Here is an 18,459-nt window from a genome sequence, read left to right on the forward strand (position 1 = left end):
TTTTTAAAACTTTTATTTCTTCATCAGCCAATAGATCAAATTTGATTTTGTATTTATCTCTGAATTTGTCATGACTTTTTAAACTATCTTTAGAAATTCCTAAAATTTCACAATTCAACTTTTTAAATTTCGGAAGCAGCTTATTAAAATCATTGGTTTCAATTGTACACCCTGGAGTGTCATCTTTAGGATAAAAATAAATAATTACATAATTTCCTATTGAATCTTTTAGAGAGAATTCTTTTTTATTTGTAGATGGTAATTTAAAAATTGGTGCTTTTGTATTTTCTTTAATCATGTATTTCGTTCTCCTCCCAAAGTTTTTTGTAATCAATTAATGGTGACAAGCCGTAACTTGAATTAATATTTGTTAGATGTAGTGATAAACTTTTTAAGGGAGAAATACAAATTTCTTTTGAATATATTTCATTTAAATATTTTTCAAATGGATCGTGTCTATCTAAACAATTCTTATAAAAGTTATCCCAATATTTATTTAATAAGTTTTTAGTTGTCAGGAAGGTGCATAGAGTTTTATCTACAGTTCTCCAATGACGTTTATTTCCAATCAAAACATTTGTTTTTTCATTATTCATGTAAAGATAAGGATAATCAGATGGACACATAAAAATATCCTTATTTATTTGTGATGCAATTCTTTCATAAGAAGCCACCATTTCCTCCAACATTGGTTCAAAATGTAAATAATCATCCTCAATAAAGTAAATTAAATCTTCACCAGTATCTTTTCCAATCTCAAAACTTTGAAGTAAACTTGCAAGGTTTGCAAAAGTTTCTTTGTTTTTTTGCTCTGATATTTCCTTTTTATATTTTGAGTAATCTAAATTAATTATCTCTATATTATTTCCATCAATTATTTTTTTTATTATATTTAGGTTTTCAGTACTTGAATTATCATCAACAATTATTGTTTTAACATTAATGGTGGGGTGTTTATTTTTTAAAAAATTAATTGATCTAATAAGTGAATTTAATGATCTTTTAGTATATTCAATTTTTGGATACTCAAATAACCTTCTTCTATTTTGATCCCAAATCTCAATATCTGTATTCATCCTTAGAACAATCAGTATTGAATTTACTTTTTTTGTAATTTTGACTTCACCCAAAGGTAAAACTATAGATTTTTCATTTAAAATCGATAGTTCTTCATTTAATTCCTTTCCTAATGTTGGGGACGAAAAATTATTTTGATCTAAAATTTCGTATCCTAAAAATTTACAGATTTTGATAAAAAATTTTTTCATAATGTGTTATAGGTTTTATAATATTATGGTCATTAAATCATTACAAACTCTAGTTGGTGAAACTTTAAAAGAGATTAAAACAATTAATGCAGATGAAGCTTATCAAATGGTCCAAGATAAAAATTGTAATCTAATCGATATAAGAGAAAGTAATGAGCTAGAAAACACAGGTAGTGTTGAAGGTGCAAGTCATATTCCAAGAGGAATGCTTGAAGTATATTTAGATCCTAATAGCCCTGTATTCCAAAATGGACAATTAGACCAAAATAAAGAATTTGTTTTATTTTGCGCAGGAGGAGTAAGATCGGCTTTAGCTGTAAAATCTTTAAAAGATATGGGATATCAAAAAGTATCACACATTGATGGTGGGTTTGGTTCTATAGCTAGTAGCAAATTTAAAATAATTTAATTAGCACTAAATTCTTCTAAAGCATATTCAAGTCTATCTTGTCCCCAAAAAATTTTATTATTTACTATAAAGGTAGGAGTTCCAAAAACTTCTTTTTCAAAAGCATCTGTAGTTAATTTAATTAATTTATCTTTAACTGATTGTTCTTTTATAGATTGAAAAAATTTTTCACTATCAATATTTAAATCTCTTATTAATTTAGACATATTCTCAACATTTGATAAGTCATAATTATCTTTCCAGTAAGCATCAAAAAAACAATTCAAGTAATCGTTTTGCTTATCCTTACTAACACTAATATATCCCCTCATTATATTTAAAGAATTTATTGGAAAATTAGAATTCCATTTGAATTCAATGTTATTTTTTTCAGATACCAAATTGCAATCGTTAATATTATTTCTTAATTTATATTTATTAAATGCAGGAGAATCAATTCCAGCTAATTTATGAATACCTCCTAAATAAATTGGTTTGTAATTAAATATGATATTTTTATGCTTAAGAATTTTTTTGTGTGCGATATATGCATAGGGGCTAATTATATCGAAATAAAAATCTATATGATTACTCATATAAACTAATTCTTTTTGCGTAAAAGATTCTAATTATCCAATATAAAAATAAACCTATAGGTCCAATTAAATAAGTTATAATTAATGGCACAGCCATCAAAACTTTATTTATAGAAAACTTTTGAGAATCTTTAACAATCCAGCCACCAATAAATAGGTTTATTGCTATGAAATGAGTCCAAAATATCATTATGTATAAATGGTCTTCAAACAATCTAGATAATTCACTAAGACCAAGATAAAGAGAGAAATTTCCATAAAAATCATAACCAATTAAATAAGATTTATATAAAATGAAGATATACACACCACTTAATATGAAAAATGGAAAAATTGATGTTACAAAAATTCTACTTAAATGTGATTGAGGAAACACTATTAAGATAAACCAAAAAGGTAGAACTCCAAGGTTGATCCACATATAAAGGGTCTCAATTGTGAAATAAGTATAAATTTGTTCAATCATTTAGATATATTATATTAAATCTAACAATGATTCCTATAAGAAATAGAAAAAAAACACTTCAAGTAACTGTCGATGAGATGCGTAATTTCGCCTTTGCTTATGTTGAAAAGTACGCCCCTTCAAAACAACAACTTAAAACTTATTTATTAAAAAAATACATGAAACTATCAGCGTCTGATGTAAGAAAAAAAGATGTAAATAAACTGATTGATATTGTTTTGTCCGATCTAGAAAAAAACAAATTTATAAATGATCAATTTTATTCTGAAAGTAAAGCCAAAAGTATGATCCAAAGAGGAAACTCAATTAATAAGATTAGAAATTATTTAATTGGAAAAGGAATTAACGAAATATTTATTAAGGATACAGTTGAAAAAATAAAGGAAGATAATTCTGATCAAGATTTTTTTTCAGCAATAAAATTATGTAAAAAGAAAAGAATTGGCCCAGCTAGAGCAGAGGATAATAGAACTTTATTTTATAAAAAAGATATATCTCTACTTGCAAGAAATGGTTTTGATTTTGAAACATCAAAAAAAGTAATGGATATAGAAAAAGATGAATATTTAAAAATAATAAATCTACTTTAACTTTTTATCTTTTTCTTCTTTTACAAGTTCATTTATTTTATTTCTTATATAATTTTTTACGAAAACAAACACTAACAATCCAAAAATTGAAACAGATACAATAATTATTAATATTATTCTTAATTGTTCATCCATTATAAAATATTTTTATTTTTCAAAATTATACTTGGATTTTTTAAATCTTTTTTACCGTACAAAATTTCATTTCCCTCAAAATCAGTTACAGTTCCACCTGAATGTTCTAAAATTGCATGACCAGCTGCTATATCCCACTCATATGCTCTGGGTTCAGCAACATAACCATCGTATTCACCAGCAGCAACGACACAAAATTTTAAGGAACTTTTCATTCTTACATTTTCTTTTACTCTCAAATCATCATAAATTTTTTGAATTTCAGGTTTTATTTTAGTTGAGTATGAAATAAATTTTAAATTTTCTGATTTCTTAGCAGGTATATTGCTTAAGTTTATTTTTTTACCATTGCTTTGCTCAAAAGCACTACCTTTTTCATATGAATAAAACATTCTTTTTTTTGCAGGAGCATTAATTAATCCTGCAACAGGTCTATTATTAATTATCAAACCAGCATTAATAGTAAATTCTTCTAAATTATTAATATAATCATAAGTTCCATCAATTGGATCAACAAGCCAGAAATCTTTTAAATTTAGGTTATCTTTATTTTCAGAGGTTTCCTCTGAGATGATAGGTAAATTAGGAGTAACCTCAGAAATTTTGTTTGATATAAATTTATTTACTTCCAAATCACCATTACTTACTGGCGTATTGTCTGATTTTATTTTTTTTATCAAACCCTTTTCTCTTAATTGAATTGCCAAATTTCCAGCCTCTAAAAAATTATCAATTAAATTTTCAACAACTTCTTTTAAGTTCACCTTTATTTTCCTAGTTTTATTAGTTCAACGTTTTTTGCGTTAATTACTTTTTTTCCAGCATTTTCAAAATTAACTGTCACTTTATCATTGATTATAGATTGCACTTGCCCAATTCCCCATTCTTTTTTTTGAGGATTTGTGACTTTGTCACCTGGTTCATAATCTAAAATCATTTAATTTAATTTATATTGTAAATAAGTATAAATACCACCTTATGAATAAAGATTTAAATTCTATCGGTTTAGACAAAAAACCTTCAGATACTACTGTAGTTGTTGCTATGTCGGGTGGAGTAGATTCTTCCACTGTAGCAGGCATCATGAAAAAGGAAGGTTATAATGTAATTGGTATAACTCTAAAACTTTATGATGATGGTAAAGAAGTTGCTGCGTCTAAACAATGTTGTTCAGGTCAAGATATTATGGACGCTAAACGTGTTGCACATAAGTTAGGTATAGAACATAAAATTTTATATTATCAAGATAAGTTTAAACAAGGAGTTATAGATAATTTTGTTGAGAGTTATTTAAAAGGTGAAACTCCAATTCCATGTGTTCAGTGTAATCAGACTGTAAAATTTAAAGATTTATTTGAAGTTTCAAAAGAGCTCAAAGCGGATGCGTTAGTTACGGGTCACTATGTAAAAAGTATTACAGAAAATAAAACTACTAATATGTATAGAGCTATAGATGAAAATAGGGACCAAAGTTATTTTTTATTCAACACAACTAGAGAACAATTAGATTATTTAAGATTTCCCTTAGGTGGAATGTTAAAAGACAAAACTAGAGAAATTGCAAAAAATTTAGATTTAAACGTTGCTGATAAACCCGATAGTCAAGACATCTGTTTTGTTCCAAATGGTGATTATGCTTCAGTAATACAAAAGTTCAGACCAGACTCTTTTCAGAAAGGAAATATAAAAAATTTAGACGGTGATGTAATTGGTGTTCATGATGGAATTATAAATTTTACAATTGGACAAAGAAAAGGAATTAAAGTTTCAGATAAAGAGGCCCTTTATGTGTTAAAGATAAATTCGGATAAAAATGAAATAATCGTTGGACCTAAAGAAAAACTTGGAAAAAAAACGATTTCTTTAAAGAAATTAAATCTACTAACAAATAAAGAAGATTTAGATCAAAATTTATTTGTTAAAGTTAGATCTACTGGAAGTCTTTTAGAGGCAAAAGTTGATCTCATAGATAACAACAATGCTAAAGTTAATTTAGTAGTTCCAGAAGATGGTATTTCACCTGGTCAGGCATGTGTTTTTTATCGTAAAGACCAGTTTGGCCATAAAGTTCTTGGCGGTGGTTGGATTAAAGAATAATAGAAAAATTATTTTTTCTTGTTTTTTCTTTTAGCTCTTCTCTTTTTAGACCCTTGTTTTCTTCGGCCTCTATGTTTTTTCGGGTAACTCATTTAGTCCTATTTTAATTTTATTGACGTTTTTCTTGGGATATAGCATTGTCTACATAACATATCAATTTTTTTATGGGAAATTCTTTCAAAACATTTCTTAAACATACAGCTAAAGATTTTCATAATCAGTCAGTAAACCCTCCAGTAGTTAGAGCTTCTACAATTATCTTTAAGTCAATGAAAGATATTAGAAAAACTCAAGCAAAAGCAATAAAGAATCCAACAGGCGGACATTATGATTATGGTAGGCAAGGAACATCGACTACTTATATATTGCAAAAAATTTTAACAAAGCTTGAGGAAAGTTATCATGTTTTTACTACACCAACAGGTTTTGGTGCAGTTTTTTTAGCTATATTCAGTGTAACCAGACCTGGAGACGAAATCATTGCTGCAGACCCTGTTTATAGTCCAACAAGATTATTAACTGAAAATTTTTTAAAAGAATTTAATATTAAAACGTCTTTTTATAATCCACATGATTTAAAAACATTAGAAAAAAGTATTACCAAAAAAACAAAGTTAATATTTGTTGAGAATCCAGGTAGCAACTCTTTTGATTTTCAAGATATTGGAAAAATTCTTTCTATTGCAAAAAAACATAAGGTTTTAACAGCGATAGATAACACTTGGGGAACTCCTTATTTCTTAAAACCTATCAAATTAGGTTTTGATATGTCTATTGTATCTGCAACAAAATATTACTCAGGTCACTCAGATGTAATGGGTGGTTCATTAGCTGTTAATAAAAAAGTATTTCCAAAAGTTAAAGCTGCTGAGAGGATTACAGGTTTAAGATTAGGACCTGATGATGCTTATTTAATTACAAGAGGTTTAAGGACTTTAGATGTTCGATTAGATAGACACAGAGAAAATGCAAAAAAAGTTGCAGAGTTTTTATCTAAATTTAAAAATATAAAATTACTCTATCCATATAAAAAAGACTCTTACAATTTTAGAATGTGGAAAAAATATTATTCAGGAGCATCTGGGTTAATGGGTTTAAAGATAAAATGCAAAAATATTAATTCTGTAAGAAAATTTGTTAATTCATTAAAATTATTTGGGTACGGTTACAGTTGGGGAGGTTTTGAAAGTTTAGCTTTACATCAAGAATATAGAGAGACAGGTAATAGAAAATTTTTAAAATTAGCAAAAGATGAGCATCTTGTGAGATTACATATTGGCTTAGAAGATCCTAAAGACCTAATAGCTGATTTAAAAAAGGCTCTAAAGTTTATCAAATGAGTTCTGAAAAATTTTTTACAAGCAAAAAAGCACTGATAACTTTAATTGCAGCTTCTTTAGTTGTGATTATTTCTTTAGGTATAAGACAAACATTTGGCTTATTTTATTTTGATTTCAATACAGATTTAGATATTTCAATTTCACACTTTGGATTTGTAATGGGATTACAGTTATTATTGTGGGGAGTATTTAGTCCTATTTTTGGATATATCACTGATAAATATGGTGGAGCAATTGCAATTATAATTGGTTTTTTATTTTATCTTGCTGGAGTATTACTTTTTAACTCTGGTTTTAATTCTAACGCATACTTTACATTAACAATTGGAGTATTAATTGGAATTGGATTAGGATCTACTGCAATTGGAATACCAGTATCAGTGGTTGCAAAACATTTTCCTGCCTCTAATAGAACTATAGCAACAGGAATAGTTACTTGTGCAGGCTCGTTCGGTTATTTTGTTTCACCATTACTTGTAAGATACTCTTTAATTGAAACAGGTTGGGAAAACACTCTATTTTATTTTTGTCTGTTGTTAGGGTTGGGTTTAATAGTTGCTCTATTTGTAAGTACACCAAAAATTCCTCAAGGAGTTAATCAAGATAACAATCAAACAGCAAAAGAGGCTCTAATGGAAGCATTTTCAAATAAAAGTTATATTTATCTTACCTTGGGCTTTTTTGTTTGCGGTTGGCATATTGCTTTAGTTGCAACACATATTCCTACTTATATGGCTGACAAGGGTTTGCCTGATTGGACTCCTGCAATGGTATTAGCTTTAATTGGCGCTTTTAATATGGTGGGCACTATAACAAGCGGGTACCTAGCAACACGATATAGTAAGAAAATTATCTTAAGTGCAATTTATCTTTTAAGAGGAGCTTCAATTATTTATTTTATTTTCTTACCACCAAGTGTTTTTAATTCAGTAGTTTTTGGGGTTACGTTTGGTTTCTTATGGTTATCAACGGTTCCACCAACCAATGGAATTGTCGCGCATATATTTGGAACCAAATACGTAGCACTTTTATATGGAATAGTATTTGTGAGTCATCAAATAGGATCTTTCTTGGGAGCGTATCTTGGTGGTGTATTTTATGAATTAACTGGAAATTTTGATTATGCATGGTACGGATCTATCGCATTATCAATTTTTGCAGGTTTGATACATTTACCTATAGTAGAGAAAGCAATTGAAAGAACTCAACCAGCATAAGTTTAAATTTAACCCTTATTTAGAAGATCTGTATCAATCAGATAAACCTTTAATTATTTATAAAGTAGATGATGGCTATAATATTTACACAGATTTTTCAAAAAAGATTATTTTAACAAAAAAAAATATACATAAATTCCTTAATTCGTTAGAGAAAAAAAAATATAAAAAAGAAACAGATTTATATCTTGGATTTTTTGGTTATGAAATTTTATGTAATTTGATTGGTATTAATTTAAAAAATAAAAAAAGAATAAATTTTTATAAAGGAATTTTTTATAAACCTGAGACTATAATTAAAATAAGGAAAGATATTAAAGTTATATCTAATATTAAAAAACATAAATTCAATTATCAATTTAACAAAACTCAAATACTAAGTCCTTTTAAGATAAATATTACTTATGCAAAATATAAAAAAATATTTGAATTATTTTCAAAAAAAATAAGACAAGGCGAGACCTATCAAATTAAAATTTGCACAAAATATAAGAATAAATCATTAATTAATCCTGTTAATTTTTTTTGGAAATTAATGCGTGTTAATGCATCTCCCGAGTCATTTATGATAAAAGATAAGGATTACTCTATAGTAAGTTGCTCTCCTGAAACATTAATTGATAAGAAAAAAAATAAAATAATTACCAAACCAATAGCCGGCACTTTTAAAAAAAAATTATTATCTAATAAAAATATAGCTCTTAAATATTTTAAAAATAACGAGAAAGAAACCAAAGAACACAACATGATAGTTGATATGGAAAGAAGTGATTTATCCAAAATTTGTAAACCAGGAAGTGTTAAAATACTCAAAAAAAAATATGTTGAGGAATATAAACATCTTTTTCATTACGTTACTTCAATTGGCGGAATATTAAATAAAAATATAAAATTGATTGATATCATTAAAGCAATGATGCCGGGAGGATCTGTAATTGGCTGTCCTAAGATAAGAACATTAGAACTTTTAAATAATCAAGAAAAAGAAAGTAGAAATATTTTTACAGGAAGTTTTGGACTTATTAAATTTAATCAAGATATGAAGTTTAATATTATAATTAGATCTATATTAAATTATAAAAATCAATCAGAGATCTCTGCTGCGTCTGGAGTAGTATTAGATAGTTCCCCTAAGAAAGAATTTAATGAAAATTATATTAAAGCAAAATCTTTATTGGAGTTATTTAAATGATTTATATTATAGATCATCAAGATTCGTTTACTTGGAATGTTGTTCATCAATTTGCAAAATTTGATAAAGTTTTTTGCTCAAATTATTACGAAGTAAATAATAAATTACTTGATAAAAGTGATGTGATCGTTTTATCACCAGGACCTGGATCACCAAAGAATTATCCTACTACTTCAAAAATTTATAAAAAATACAAAGGAAGAAAAAAAATTATTGGTATTTGTCTTGGTTATCAAATGATTTTGCATAATGAAGGAGGCAAAATAATACAACAAAAAAAAATTTATCATGGCTTTCAATCTAAAATAAAAACAAATAATCAAAGTAAAATCTTTAAAAACAATCAACAGTTTAAAGTTGGAAGATACCATTCATTAAAATTAATGGAGCCATTTAAATCGAATTCAATTAAAATAACTATGAGATGTAGTAAAACAAAAATACCAATGGGACTTGAGGATAATCAAAATAAAATATATGGATTTCAATTTCATCCAGAATCTTTTTTAACAGAAAATGGCAACACTCTTATTAAAAAAATCTTATCAGCTTAGTAATCTTAAAGAAGTTAATTTCAATGATCTTTGGGGGTCTAGAGGTGTATTCACCACAATGCGAATGGTTGGAAAACCTCCTAAGTTAATACTTTTAAAACCACATTTAGAGAACTTAATAAAATCTACAAAAAAATATGGAATAAGAAAAAACAATTTAAAAAGCATTATTAAAGATTTAATTAACAAAAATACTTTATACAAAGGTTCTGACAATTTATTTCGTATAGCTTTAAATAAAAAACTGATATCAGTCTCAATTAGAAAAAGACCAAAACCAAAAAGTAATTTTAATCTTTTATTGTTTAAATATAAACGAGTAGAACCAAATTACAAAAATCTCTATTATAAAAAAATATTGGCAAAATTAAGCAAGGTTGACTCAACTAAATTTGATATTGCTTTAGTAGCAAATGATAAAATTTTAGAAACTGGTACTTCAAATTTAGTTTTTGTGAAAAATGGAAAGATTTTTTCACCTAAAAAAAATTGTTATTTTGGAAATACACTTAAATTTATAAGCAAGAAAATTAAAATTAATTTTAAAGATATTTCTATTAAATCAATTTATGATTATGATGAAATAATTCTTATTGGATCTGGTAAAGGAGTAACATCAGTTTCAAAAATAAATGAACTTAAATGGAAGAGAAGAAAGAGTAATTGCTACACTAGGTTAAATAAAATATACAATTCTCTTGTTTAAATATGAAAGATCCAAACAACCCTTGTATATTTTGTAAAATCAGAAAAGAAGAGCTCCAGTTTGAAAACCAATTAGCTTATTCATCTACAGATAGCTATCCTGTCTCAGAACTTCATAGTCTTATAGTTCCTAAAAGACATGTAGAAACATATTTTGACCTTACTAAAGAGGAAATTCAGGCATGCAATGAGTTGATTTTAAAAACTAAAGAAAGAATTTTAAAACAAGATTCTAGTGTTGAAGGTTTTAATATAGGCACGAATGCAGGAAAATCTGCAGGCCAATCAATTATGCATTGTCATATTCATCTAATTCCCAGAAGAGAAGGGGATGTGGAGAATCCTCAGGGTGGAGTTAGATCAGTGATTCCTAACAAACAACACTACAAACGTAAACTCTGAGTTGTTATTAAAGACAAATTGACCAATACTTTTGGTTGAACTCTATAAATATCTAGAATAGAAAACCTTAAATTAATTTAATTTTATTTTACAAGAGTATTAAAAATGTTTGTAACAAATCCTTTTTCAATTTTAGCTGAAACAGTTCCATCTATAGTCATGCAAGGTTTTGTGGTGTTAATGGTTTTATTAATTGTTGCAGGCACTCTTTTAGACATAATTCATAAAAAGAATGTGAAATACTTTTTTGAAAACGCCAAGAAAGCAAAAAAAAATGCGACCAAAGAACTAACGACTGGTGAAAGAATTGCAGTTGTTTCAAAAACAATTGCATACGACATCGGGACTACATCAGAACTAGGGGCGGGTAAAAGAAGAATAGCACACGTTCTTGGTATGTATGGAACTATTTTGTTTTGGATTGGCTCTGTTGTGATGATATTTTGTTATTCAGCAGCAAATGCGGAAACTCCAACTATTTGGCCAATGATCTGGCATGTAGGTGCTTTGATGACTATCTTGGGTGGATCGTGGTTTTGGTTTTTCTTAAGAGTTGATGTTTATTCTGAAGCGCAACCTTGGTACAGAATTATTAAAGCTGACTTATTTGTATTAGCTCTGATTGCAACTTCTTTAACTGGATTTATTTGGTCATATCTTCAAAGTTTAAATTTAGAAGGAAGATGGGATGCAAATTTATTTTTAGTATTATTTGTAGTTTCAAATCTAGTTTTATTTGGAGGAGTTTATTGGTCTAAGTTTGCACATATGTTTTATAAACCCGGTGCAGCAATACAAAAGAATTTAGCTGAAGCAGATGGATCTAGAGATAATTTACCACCACCTGCAGATGCGCCTGAACAATTTGGTTTGGGTATTAAAAGAGAACAACCTAAACATTATTAATTATGATAAAATTAAAAAAGGAGAGAGAATAATATGTCAACATTTGTTTACATGACAAGGTGTGATGGCTGCGGTCATTGCGTAGATATTTGCCCATCAGATATAATGCATATCGATGAAAACATTAGACGTGCAAAAAATATAGAACCTAACTTTTGTTGGGAATGTTATTCTTGTGTCAAAGCTTGTCCTAACCACGCTATTGATGTCAGAGGATATGCAGACTTTGCTCCAATGGGACATAGCGTAAGAGTAAGAAGAGAAGAAGAAAAAGGAACGATTTCTTGGAAAATTAAATTCAGAAATGGTACCGAAAAAAACTTTGTATCGCCAATTACAACTAAGCCTTGGGGAAAATTTATCCCAAAATTAGCTGAAGGAGATAAACCCAATCAAGGTGAAATAAACTCACAAAGATTATATACTGAACCAGAAGGATTAAATATAGATGGAGAGCTTCCATCTGTGCCTAAAGAGTCGTTCAAAAAGGGAGTTTACTATTAATGGCTAGTCATAAAACTCATTACGAAGATTGCGATATATTAGTTGTTGGTGGAGGTATGGCCGGTACTGGTGCTACCTTTGAAGCAAGACACTGGGGTAGAGACATGAAAATTGTTTGTGTTGAAAAAGCTAACATTGATAGAAGTGGAGCTGTTGCTCAAGGACTTTATGCGATTAACTGCTATATGGGAATGCAGTGGGGTGAAAACCAACCAGAAGATCACGTAAGATATGCAAGAAATGATTTAATGGGAATGGTAAGAGAAGATTTAGGTTACGACATGGCTCGTCACGTAGACTCTACAGTACATATGTTTGATGAATGGGGTCTACCTATGATGAAGAATGAAGAAACTGGAAGATACTTAAGAGAAGGTAAATGGCAGATTATGATCCATGGTGAAAGTTATAAACCTATTGTTGCTGAGGCAGCAAAAAAATCTGCAGATAAAATTTATAACAGAATAATGATTACTCATCTTTTAATGGACGAGTCTCAAGATAACAGAATTGGCGGAGCAGTTGGCTTTAATATGAGAACTGGTGATTTCCATGTATTTAGAGCAAAAGCGGTAATCGTTGCTGCTGGTGGAGCTTCGCACATCTTTAAACCAAGAGCGGTTGGAGAAGGAATGGGCAGAACTTGGTATGCGCCATGGAGTAATGGATCTGCATATGCATTACCCATTGCAGCAGGTGCAAAGATGACTCAAATGGAAAACAGAATTGTATTATGTAGATTTAAAGATGGTTATGGTCCAGTTGGAGCATATTTCCTTCATTTAAAAACCTATACTCAAAATGCTAATGGCGAAAATTATGAGAAAAAATGGTATGACCAAACTAAAGAGTTAGTTGGAGAATACATTGATCATCATCCAACACCAACTTGTTTGAGAAATCATGCGTTTATTCAAGAAGTAGCCGCAGGCGGTGGACCAATTCACATGGTAACTACTGAGGCCTTCCAAGACCCACATTTAGAAACAGTAGGTTGGGAAAATTTCTTGGGAATGACTGTTGGTCAAGCTGTTGTTTGGGCATCTCAAAACATTGATCCAAAATATACAAATCCAGAGTTAACTACATCTGAACCGTATGTAATGGGTTCACATGCTACTTGTTCTGGTGCATGGGTTAGCGGCCCTGAGGATTTGTCGCCACCAGAATATTTCTGGGGTTACAATAGAATGCTAACTATTGATGGTTTATTTGGTGCTGGAGATACAGTTGGTGGAAGTGCCCACAAGTTTTCATCTGGATCTTTTACAGAAGGTAGATTAGCTGCAAAAGCTGCTGTTAAATATATTGAAGACAAAAAAGCAGAAGGCGTTAAAGTTTCAGATAAACAATGTGAGGATTTCAAAACTGCAGTTTATAAACCACTAGAAAACTACACAGTTGCTAGAAATGAGATTACTGGTGGAACAGTTTCTCCAAGCTATATATCTCCAATTCAAGGTCTACAAAGATTGCAGAAAATAATGGATGAATATGTTGGTGGAATTACCTCAAATTACATGACTAATGGTAATATGCTGAAAAGAGGGCTTGAGTTGCTAGATTGGCTACAAGAAGACCTGGAACATGTTGGCGCTGAAGATTATCACCAGCTTATGAGAGCTTGGGAGTTAAAACACAGAGCTTTGACTTCTCAGTGTGTAACGGAACATACTTTATTTAGAGAAGAAACTAGATGGCCAGGCTACTATTACAGAGGTGACCATATGAAACTTGATGATGAAAATTGGCATTGTTTAACAGTTTCTAGAAGAGATCCTAAGACTGGTAAATTTAGTATGGAGAAAGTTCCTGTCTACCATATAGTGGATGAGAACGAGAAGAAAAAAGCTTCTTAGTAGATAATTTAATTAAATTACATGGATATTTTATCTAAATCAGATGATGAAATATATGAATTAGCTAAGCCTATTTGGGATAATTTGGTTAAATCATCTAATCTTAAAGATTATGGTGGCTTTACTAGAGATTTCTCTACTCAAATGCTTTTTGGCGCTAACGAAGTAGAGCTTGGAAAACAGTGGGCTAATAATAAGTTAATTACTAATCTTAAGGAGACTTTTGAACCTTTTGGTTGCCTTAGAAGAGGAGATCACATAACCGTTCTGATTAAACAAACAAATAAAGAGATCCCAGGAGAATTTCTTGGGAGGCTGGTCTTGGGTGTCGAGGACGATACGGTTAAGGTTTTTGGGGCTACCATCTATTAGACAAAAAAAATTGCTTAGCTTTAAATAATTGTTTGACAAATTTCGTTGTGGGTGTAATGACGGATTTAATGTTACTTTCTAACGTAAAAATTATTAACAAACTCTCAAATTTTAAAACCATATTTATTAAAGCAGGAATTATAGCGAGCTTAACAGCTTATTGGGGAGTGATTTTAGTTGGAACTTTTATCACTTTTAACTAAGTTGTTTTTTAACAACTTTTAAATTTTTTATGGAAGTATTTTTACCCATAGCTCAAGTTTTTATTAACCCTATCGAGATACTTTTATTAAGTGCAATTGTTGGAGTGCTTTCAGGTTTGTTTGGTGTTGGTGGTGGGTTTTTAATGACACCTTTTCTAATTTTTTTAGGAATACCACCTGCATACGCAGTTGCTAATGAAGCTAATAATATTTTAGCTACTTCAGTTTCTGGATCTACCACGCATTATTTAAAAAATACTTTAGATTATAAAATGGGTTCAATGATTGTGATTGGGGGTGTAATTGGAACTTCATTAGGAATTTACACATTTACTTATTTTAAAGGTATTGGAAAAATTGATACGGTCATCTCTCTGGCATATATGTATATATTAGCAATAATCGGAACTTTGATGCTTGTTGAAAGTTTAGGTGAAATAGATAAAGCAAAAAGAAACGTTGTTGTAAAAAAAAAATTACATGTTCACTATTGGATTCATGGTCTTCCATTAAGAATGAGATTTCCAAAGTCTAAATTATATGAGAGTATTTTTACACCAATTATAATTGGTCTATTAGTTGGTTTTATCGCAGCTATTATGGGAATAGGAGGTGCGTTTATTTTAGTTCCAGCAATGATTTATATAATTAAAATGCCTACTAAATTAGTTCCTGGTACATCTTTATTTGTAACAATTTTTGTAAGTGTGGTTGTTACTTTTCTTCATTCATTTAATTATGGATCTATAGATTTATTTCTAGTTCTTATGCTGGTTGTAGGATCTATAATAGGAGTTCAGGTTGGTCAAAAATTAGGAGAAAGAATTAATAGTTCTGGTTTAAGAGCTTTGTTAGCAATTTTGTTACTCATAGTGGGTATAGCGATAGCATACGATACATTTTTTGCAGAAAAAATTATAAGTGGAGCTGCAAAAGCCACTAGTTCAGATTTAAACTTCTTTTCTGAATTTATAATTGATTTTTCTAGAGAGATGCCTTTCTTTTATGGACTATTTACAATTATGTTTGCAATTATTTTAGGTGTAGGAGCTGCTTTTATAAGACGATTTATTTCAAATTTTAGAAAAAAATTATTAGTTAAATCTTAATTAAAATAATTTAGATATAATTCGATAGTTGTAATACAAACTAATCCAACAGTTGCCATACTTATAAAACCAACAACAAATGGTTTGTAACCCATATTTTTAATTTCTTTTAAGTTAGTGGAAAGACCTATTGCTGCCATCGCCATTGTTAAAAATATTTTTGAGGACAATTGAATACTCTCAATTATAACCAACCATTTGTAATTATTTGAGTACATTAGATCACCTAAATTTCTAATTATTATCATTGCTACAAAACCTAATACAAAGTAAGGAAAAATATCTATTATTGAGTACTTCTTTTCTGTAGTTTTTCCTCTATTATAAAGAAATGCAAATAAAGGGATCATTATAATCAAAAAGGTATTTCTTATTAATTTTGTGACTGTTGCGACATTTAAAGTTTCAGGACTATTAAACTGCTGGTCATAAATCAGTCCTGCAGCTGCAACTTGAGAGGTTTCATGGATAGAGGTTCCCAAAAATAATCCAATTAATAAAGGCTCGCTTTCGAAATAAAAGTTGGCAAAATACGGATAAATAAGCATCGAAAGAATTCCAAACAATGTAATATTAGCAATTGCATACGATACCTCATTTTTTTTTGCACCAATTACAGGAGCAGTAGCCATTATTGCAGTAGTACCACAGACAGTGCTACCTATTGATATTAAGTAAGCCATTCTTGTTGGTATTTTTAATTTTTTAATAAGAAGTTTAATTACTATTAGCACACTAATTATACAGATTATAATTAATGGAATTGCTATTGCTCCAAATTCTAAAAATTCAAACGGTTTCAATTGAATACCTAAGCAAATAATCCCTAGTTTAAGAATATATTTTTGTGTAAAATCTAATCCTCTTAAAAAACTTTCCCTAATTTGAAAAACATTTCCGAAAAACATCCCCAATAAAATAGCGATCATCGCAGTAGATATTGGGCTTTTTTCATAGCCTAATAACTCAATACCAATAATATTATTGAAACCTTGAGATAAAGTATAAAGAACGAATGCCAATATAATACCTGGCAATACAACCAGGTATTTTTTAAATTCCATGAAAGACTAAAGTTAATTAAGCACTTCTGTAAAGTTTAGTCATAACAAATTCTTTATGACCTAAAGCTTCAGCACAAGTTAATCTACCGTTTGCTACTCTTAGTGTAGTTTTAATTAATTCATCACCTGCTTCAGATAAATTCATTTCTCTTGAAAGAATTTTCGAAACATCACAATCGATATGTTCTCCCATACCTTTTACGGTTAATGGATTGGCTGTTAATTTAACAACAGGTTCAATTGGATTTCCAACGATATTACCTTGTCCAGTTGGAAATAAATGAATATTAAAACCAGCAGCAGCTTGAAGTGTCACACATTCTGCAGCAGCAGATGATGTATCCATAAAATATAAACCTTTTCCTTTAGTTGGTTCTTCAGCTGGTTCAAGAACATCAATAAATTTGCAATTTCCAATTTTTTGAAAATTACCAAAAGCTTTTTCTTCAATTGTAGTAAGTCCTCCAGCTATATTTCCAGCTGTTGGTTGACTTTCAGAAAGATCATCTGTCGCTTCTTTTAAAATAAAATCATTATAAGAGCTCCAGGTTTTCATAAATTTATCAGATGCTTCTTTTGTAGCTCCTCTAGTTGCACATACTTGTTCTGCACCAGTTAATTCAGATGTTTCACCAAAACACAAGTGAACACCTAATGGCTCAAGTTTGTCCATTAAATTTCCAACAGTTGGGTTTGCAGCAAGTCCTGAAGTAGTATCAGACTCTCCACACTTAACTGAAATCCATAAATCACTTAAAGGGCATTCTTCTCTTTGTTTTTCTGAAGCCCACATCACAAATTCTTGTGCTTTTTTTGATGCTTTCATTGTCGTACCAATATCTCCTGTACGCTCAATATGAAATCCTTCAACTGGTTTTCCAGTTTTAGCAATTCCATCTACAATTTTTTTTGTCCATTTCGGTTCAATACCAATGACAATTACTGCTGCAACGTTCGGATTACATCCAGTTCCTATCATTGTTCTAAAATGGAGCTCTAAATCTGCACCAAACTGAAGTCTTCCGTAAGAATGAGGAAGAGCGATTGTGCCTTTAATATTATTAGCAACTGCTTCTGCACATGCGTTTGAAATGTCATCAACTGGCAAAATAATCACATGATTTCTTGTTCCGGCTCTGCCGTTTTCTCTTTTATAACCTAAAAAGCTCTTTGGGATTTCCATACTATTACCACTTCTTTGTTTTTACATTGTGAACATGGACATGTTCACCTTTTTTGATTGATTTAACAACTTTACCAATATCGTGACCATACTTTAAAATAGTATCGCCCTCTTTAAGGTCAACCATTGCAATTTTATGACCTAAAGGTATTTCATCTACGGATTGAATATTTGTTGAACTGTCGTCTTCCATTATCCAGCAAGCACAGTCTTGTTTAGGAGTGATTTTTTCAATAACAACTACTCCCACGTTGTCTTTTTTATCATGTATGATTATATCTGTTGCCATATCGTGTCGATTTGTTTGTT

The 18,459-nt window shown here is 29.6% G+C and carries 24 protein-coding genes; 14 read left to right on the top strand and 10 right to left on the bottom strand.

Features of this window, described 5'->3' with window-relative positions:
• Together ACTTBL_RS01120 and ACTTBL_RS01125 are read right to left on the bottom strand one after the other, a co-directional pair.
• On the bottom strand, positions 1-298 hold a 298-nt coding region (locus tag ACTTBL_RS01120), incomplete at its 3' end, for a peroxiredoxin (RefSeq protein WP_440643241.1).
• A complete protein-coding gene (locus ACTTBL_RS01125) occupies positions 291-1,268 on the bottom strand; it encodes a glycosyltransferase family 2 protein (RefSeq protein ID WP_440643242.1) in 978 nt (325 codons plus the stop codon). The genes ACTTBL_RS01125 and ACTTBL_RS01120, both read right to left, overlap by 8 nt.
• 25 nt (positions 1,269-1,293) lie before the next feature.
• On the opposite strand from ACTTBL_RS01125, the gene ACTTBL_RS01130 reads away from it, so the two are divergent.
• Positions 1,294-1,677: a rhodanese-like domain-containing protein gene (locus ACTTBL_RS01130; RefSeq protein WP_440643243.1), complete on the top strand. Its 384-nt coding sequence runs from the start codon at positions 1,294-1,296 to the stop codon at positions 1,675-1,677.
• Here ACTTBL_RS01130 and ACTTBL_RS01135 read toward each other — a convergent pair.
• Positions 1,674-2,252 (bottom strand): 2-hydroxychromene-2-carboxylate isomerase, encoded by a 579-nt coding sequence (locus tag ACTTBL_RS01135; protein WP_440643244.1) that lies wholly within the window; start codon positions 2,250-2,252, stop codon positions 1,674-1,676. The two genes, ACTTBL_RS01130 and ACTTBL_RS01135, sit on opposite strands and share 4 nt — an antisense overlap.
• Positions 2,245-2,718: an ABA4-like family protein gene (locus ACTTBL_RS01140; RefSeq protein ID WP_440643245.1), complete on the bottom strand. Its 474-nt coding sequence runs from the start codon at positions 2,716-2,718 to the stop codon at positions 2,245-2,247. Before ACTTBL_RS01140 ends, ACTTBL_RS01135 begins: the two co-directional genes overlap by 8 nt.
• A gap of 26 nt (positions 2,719-2,744) precedes the next feature.
• On the opposite strand from ACTTBL_RS01140, the gene ACTTBL_RS01145 reads away from it, so the two are divergent.
• Positions 2,745-3,308 (top strand): regulatory protein RecX, encoded by a 564-nt coding sequence (locus ACTTBL_RS01145; protein WP_440643246.1) that lies wholly within the window; start codon positions 2,745-2,747, stop codon positions 3,306-3,308.
• On the opposite strand, the gene ACTTBL_RS01150 is transcribed toward ACTTBL_RS01145, so the two are convergent.
• From ACTTBL_RS01150 to ACTTBL_RS01160, 3 genes are read right to left on the bottom strand one after another with little or no spacing between them, the layout of a single operon-like run.
• Positions 3,300-3,443 carry a hypothetical protein gene (locus tag ACTTBL_RS01150; protein WP_179850091.1) on the bottom strand — a complete coding sequence of 48 codons (144 nt, stop codon included), beginning with the start codon at positions 3,441-3,443 and terminating at the stop codon, positions 3,300-3,302. The genes ACTTBL_RS01145 and ACTTBL_RS01150 overlap by 9 nt on opposite strands.
• Complete coding sequence (locus ACTTBL_RS01155) at positions 3,443-4,207, bottom strand: 3'(2'),5'-bisphosphate nucleotidase CysQ family protein (RefSeq protein WP_440643247.1); 765 nt, start codon at positions 4,205-4,207, stop codon at positions 3,443-3,445. Before ACTTBL_RS01155 ends, ACTTBL_RS01150 begins: the two co-directional genes overlap by 1 nt.
• Positions 4,208-4,209: 2 nt before the next feature.
• Positions 4,210-4,380 (bottom strand): DUF3553 domain-containing protein, encoded by a 171-nt coding sequence (locus ACTTBL_RS01160; RefSeq protein ID WP_440643248.1) that lies wholly within the window; start codon positions 4,378-4,380, stop codon positions 4,210-4,212.
• Positions 4,381-4,421: 41 nt separating this feature from the next.
• On the opposite strand from ACTTBL_RS01160, the gene mnmA reads away from it, so the two are divergent.
• The 12 genes from mnmA to ACTTBL_RS01220 all read left to right on the top strand — a co-directional run bounded on the left by mnmA (position 4,422) and on the right by ACTTBL_RS01220 (position 15,903).
• Positions 4,422-5,540, top strand: coding sequence for a tRNA 2-thiouridine(34) synthase MnmA (mnmA, locus tag ACTTBL_RS01165; protein WP_440643249.1), 1,119 nt, complete (start codon positions 4,422-4,424; stop codon positions 5,538-5,540).
• Between the two features lie 164 nt (positions 5,541-5,704).
• A complete protein-coding gene (locus tag ACTTBL_RS01170; RefSeq protein ID WP_440643250.1) occupies positions 5,705-6,880 on the top strand; it encodes a trans-sulfuration enzyme family protein in 1,176 nt (391 codons plus the stop codon).
• Positions 6,877-8,097 (top strand): MFS transporter, encoded by a 1,221-nt coding sequence (locus ACTTBL_RS01175; RefSeq protein WP_440643251.1) that lies wholly within the window; start codon positions 6,877-6,879, stop codon positions 8,095-8,097. Before ACTTBL_RS01170 ends, ACTTBL_RS01175 begins: the two co-directional genes overlap by 4 nt.
• A complete protein-coding gene (locus tag ACTTBL_RS01180; RefSeq protein ID WP_440643252.1) occupies positions 8,075-9,289 on the top strand; it encodes a chorismate-binding protein in 1,215 nt (404 codons plus the stop codon). The genes ACTTBL_RS01175 and ACTTBL_RS01180 overlap by 23 nt, the downstream gene beginning before the upstream one ends.
• Complete coding sequence (locus tag ACTTBL_RS01185; RefSeq protein WP_440643253.1) at positions 9,286-9,843, top strand: aminodeoxychorismate/anthranilate synthase component II; 558 nt, start codon at positions 9,286-9,288, stop codon at positions 9,841-9,843. Before ACTTBL_RS01180 ends, ACTTBL_RS01185 begins: the two co-directional genes overlap by 4 nt.
• Positions 9,806-10,549, top strand: coding sequence for an aminotransferase class IV (locus ACTTBL_RS01190; protein ID WP_440643254.1), 744 nt, complete (start codon positions 9,806-9,808; stop codon positions 10,547-10,549). Before ACTTBL_RS01185 ends, ACTTBL_RS01190 begins: the two co-directional genes overlap by 38 nt.
• Before the next feature lie 2 nt (positions 10,550-10,551).
• Positions 10,552-10,950 (top strand): HIT family protein, encoded by a 399-nt coding sequence (locus ACTTBL_RS01195; RefSeq protein WP_440643255.1) that lies wholly within the window; start codon positions 10,552-10,554, stop codon positions 10,948-10,950.
• A gap of 105 nt (positions 10,951-11,055) precedes the next feature.
• Positions 11,056-11,856 carry an adenylyl-sulfate reductase gene (locus tag ACTTBL_RS01200; protein WP_440643256.1) on the top strand — a complete coding sequence of 267 codons (801 nt, stop codon included), beginning with the start codon at positions 11,056-11,058 and terminating at the stop codon, positions 11,854-11,856.
• A gap of 33 nt (positions 11,857-11,889) precedes the next feature.
• On the top strand, positions 11,890-12,360 hold the full coding sequence (aprB, locus tag ACTTBL_RS01205; RefSeq protein ID WP_075506608.1) for an adenylyl-sulfate reductase subunit beta: 471 nt from the start codon (positions 11,890-11,892) through the stop codon (positions 12,358-12,360).
• Positions 12,360-14,219, top strand: a complete 1,860-nt coding sequence (gene aprA / locus ACTTBL_RS01210) for an adenylyl-sulfate reductase subunit alpha (RefSeq protein WP_075504797.1) — start codon at positions 12,360-12,362, stop codon at positions 14,217-14,219. Before aprB ends, aprA begins: the two co-directional genes overlap by 1 nt.
• Positions 14,220-14,240: 21 nt before the next feature.
• Positions 14,241-14,591: a hypothetical protein gene (locus ACTTBL_RS01215; protein ID WP_145597456.1), complete on the top strand. Its 351-nt coding sequence runs from the start codon at positions 14,241-14,243 to the stop codon at positions 14,589-14,591.
• Between the two features lie 232 nt (positions 14,592-14,823).
• The gene (locus tag ACTTBL_RS01220) at positions 14,824-15,903 is read left to right on the top strand and encodes a TSUP family transporter (RefSeq protein ID WP_440643257.1); all 1,080 of its coding nucleotides are present in this window, start codon (positions 14,824-14,826) and stop codon (positions 15,901-15,903) included.
• On the opposite strand, the gene ACTTBL_RS01225 is transcribed toward ACTTBL_RS01220, so the two are convergent.
• From ACTTBL_RS01225 to ACTTBL_RS01235, 3 genes are read right to left on the bottom strand one after another with little or no spacing between them, the layout of a single operon-like run.
• Positions 15,900-16,967: a YeiH family protein gene (locus ACTTBL_RS01225; RefSeq protein ID WP_440643258.1), complete on the bottom strand. Its 1,068-nt coding sequence runs from the start codon at positions 16,965-16,967 to the stop codon at positions 15,900-15,902. The genes ACTTBL_RS01220 and ACTTBL_RS01225 overlap by 4 nt on opposite strands.
• 16 nt (positions 16,968-16,983) lie before the next feature.
• The gene (locus ACTTBL_RS01230) at positions 16,984-18,150 is read right to left on the bottom strand and encodes a UxaA family hydrolase (protein WP_440643259.1); all 1,167 of its coding nucleotides are present in this window, start codon (positions 18,148-18,150) and stop codon (positions 16,984-16,986) included.
• A gap of 4 nt (positions 18,151-18,154) precedes the next feature.
• Positions 18,155-18,439 carry a UxaA family hydrolase gene (locus ACTTBL_RS01235; RefSeq protein WP_075504801.1) on the bottom strand — a complete coding sequence of 95 codons (285 nt, stop codon included), beginning with the start codon at positions 18,437-18,439 and terminating at the stop codon, positions 18,155-18,157.
• Positions 18,440-18,459 lie beyond the last annotated feature (20 nt).

This window comes from Candidatus Pelagibacter sp. HIMB123, assembly GCF_052048195.1.
GTDB lineage: Bacteria > Pseudomonadota > Alphaproteobacteria > Pelagibacterales > Pelagibacteraceae > Pelagibacter.

Bases quoted from the DNA above. Each gene is read 5' to 3' on its own strand.
- ACTTBL_RS01125 (WP_440643242.1), bottom strand. From the start codon at position 1,268: ATGAAAAAATTTTTTATCAAAATCTGTAAATTTTTAGGATACGAAATT.
- ACTTBL_RS01130 (WP_440643243.1), top strand. From the start codon at position 1,294: ATGGTCATTAAATCATTACAAACTCTAGTTGGTGAAACTTTAAAAGAG.
- ACTTBL_RS01135 (WP_440643244.1), bottom strand. From the start codon at position 2,252: ATGAGTAATCATATAGATTTTTATTTCGATATAATTAGCCCCTATGCA.
- ACTTBL_RS01140 (WP_440643245.1), bottom strand. From the start codon at position 2,718: ATGATTGAACAAATTTATACTTATTTCACAATTGAGACCCTTTATATG.
- ACTTBL_RS01145 (WP_440643246.1), top strand. From the start codon at position 2,745: ATGATTCCTATAAGAAATAGAAAAAAAACACTTCAAGTAACTGTCGAT.
- ACTTBL_RS01150 (WP_179850091.1), bottom strand. From the start codon at position 3,443: ATGGATGAACAATTAAGAATAATATTAATAATTATTGTATCTGTTTCA.
- ACTTBL_RS01160 (WP_440643248.1), bottom strand. From the start codon at position 4,380: ATGATTTTAGATTATGAACCAGGTGACAAAGTCACAAATCCTCAAAAA.
- mnmA (WP_440643249.1), top strand. From the start codon at position 4,422: ATGAATAAAGATTTAAATTCTATCGGTTTAGACAAAAAACCTTCAGAT.
- ACTTBL_RS01170 (WP_440643250.1), top strand. From the start codon at position 5,705: ATGGGAAATTCTTTCAAAACATTTCTTAAACATACAGCTAAAGATTTT.
- ACTTBL_RS01175 (WP_440643251.1), top strand. From the start codon at position 6,877: ATGAGTTCTGAAAAATTTTTTACAAGCAAAAAAGCACTGATAACTTTA.
- ACTTBL_RS01185 (WP_440643253.1), top strand. From the start codon at position 9,286: ATGATTTATATTATAGATCATCAAGATTCGTTTACTTGGAATGTTGTT.
- ACTTBL_RS01190 (WP_440643254.1), top strand. From the start codon at position 9,806: ATGGCAACACTCTTATTAAAAAAATCTTATCAGCTTAGTAATCTTAAA.
- ACTTBL_RS01195 (WP_440643255.1), top strand. From the start codon at position 10,552: ATGAAAGATCCAAACAACCCTTGTATATTTTGTAAAATCAGAAAAGAA.
- ACTTBL_RS01200 (WP_440643256.1), top strand. From the start codon at position 11,056: ATGTTTGTAACAAATCCTTTTTCAATTTTAGCTGAAACAGTTCCATCT.
- aprB (WP_075506608.1), top strand. From the start codon at position 11,890: ATGTCAACATTTGTTTACATGACAAGGTGTGATGGCTGCGGTCATTGC.
- aprA (WP_075504797.1), top strand. From the start codon at position 12,360: ATGGCTAGTCATAAAACTCATTACGAAGATTGCGATATATTAGTTGTT.
- ACTTBL_RS01215 (WP_145597456.1), top strand. From the start codon at position 14,241: ATGGATATTTTATCTAAATCAGATGATGAAATATATGAATTAGCTAAG.
- ACTTBL_RS01220 (WP_440643257.1), top strand. From the start codon at position 14,824: ATGGAAGTATTTTTACCCATAGCTCAAGTTTTTATTAACCCTATCGAG.
- ACTTBL_RS01225 (WP_440643258.1), bottom strand. From the start codon at position 16,967: ATGGAATTTAAAAAATACCTGGTTGTATTGCCAGGTATTATATTGGCA.
- ACTTBL_RS01230 (WP_440643259.1), bottom strand. From the start codon at position 18,150: ATGGAAATCCCAAAGAGCTTTTTAGGTTATAAAAGAGAAAACGGCAGA.
- ACTTBL_RS01235 (WP_075504801.1), bottom strand. From the start codon at position 18,439: ATGGCAACAGATATAATCATACATGATAAAAAAGACAACGTGGGAGTA.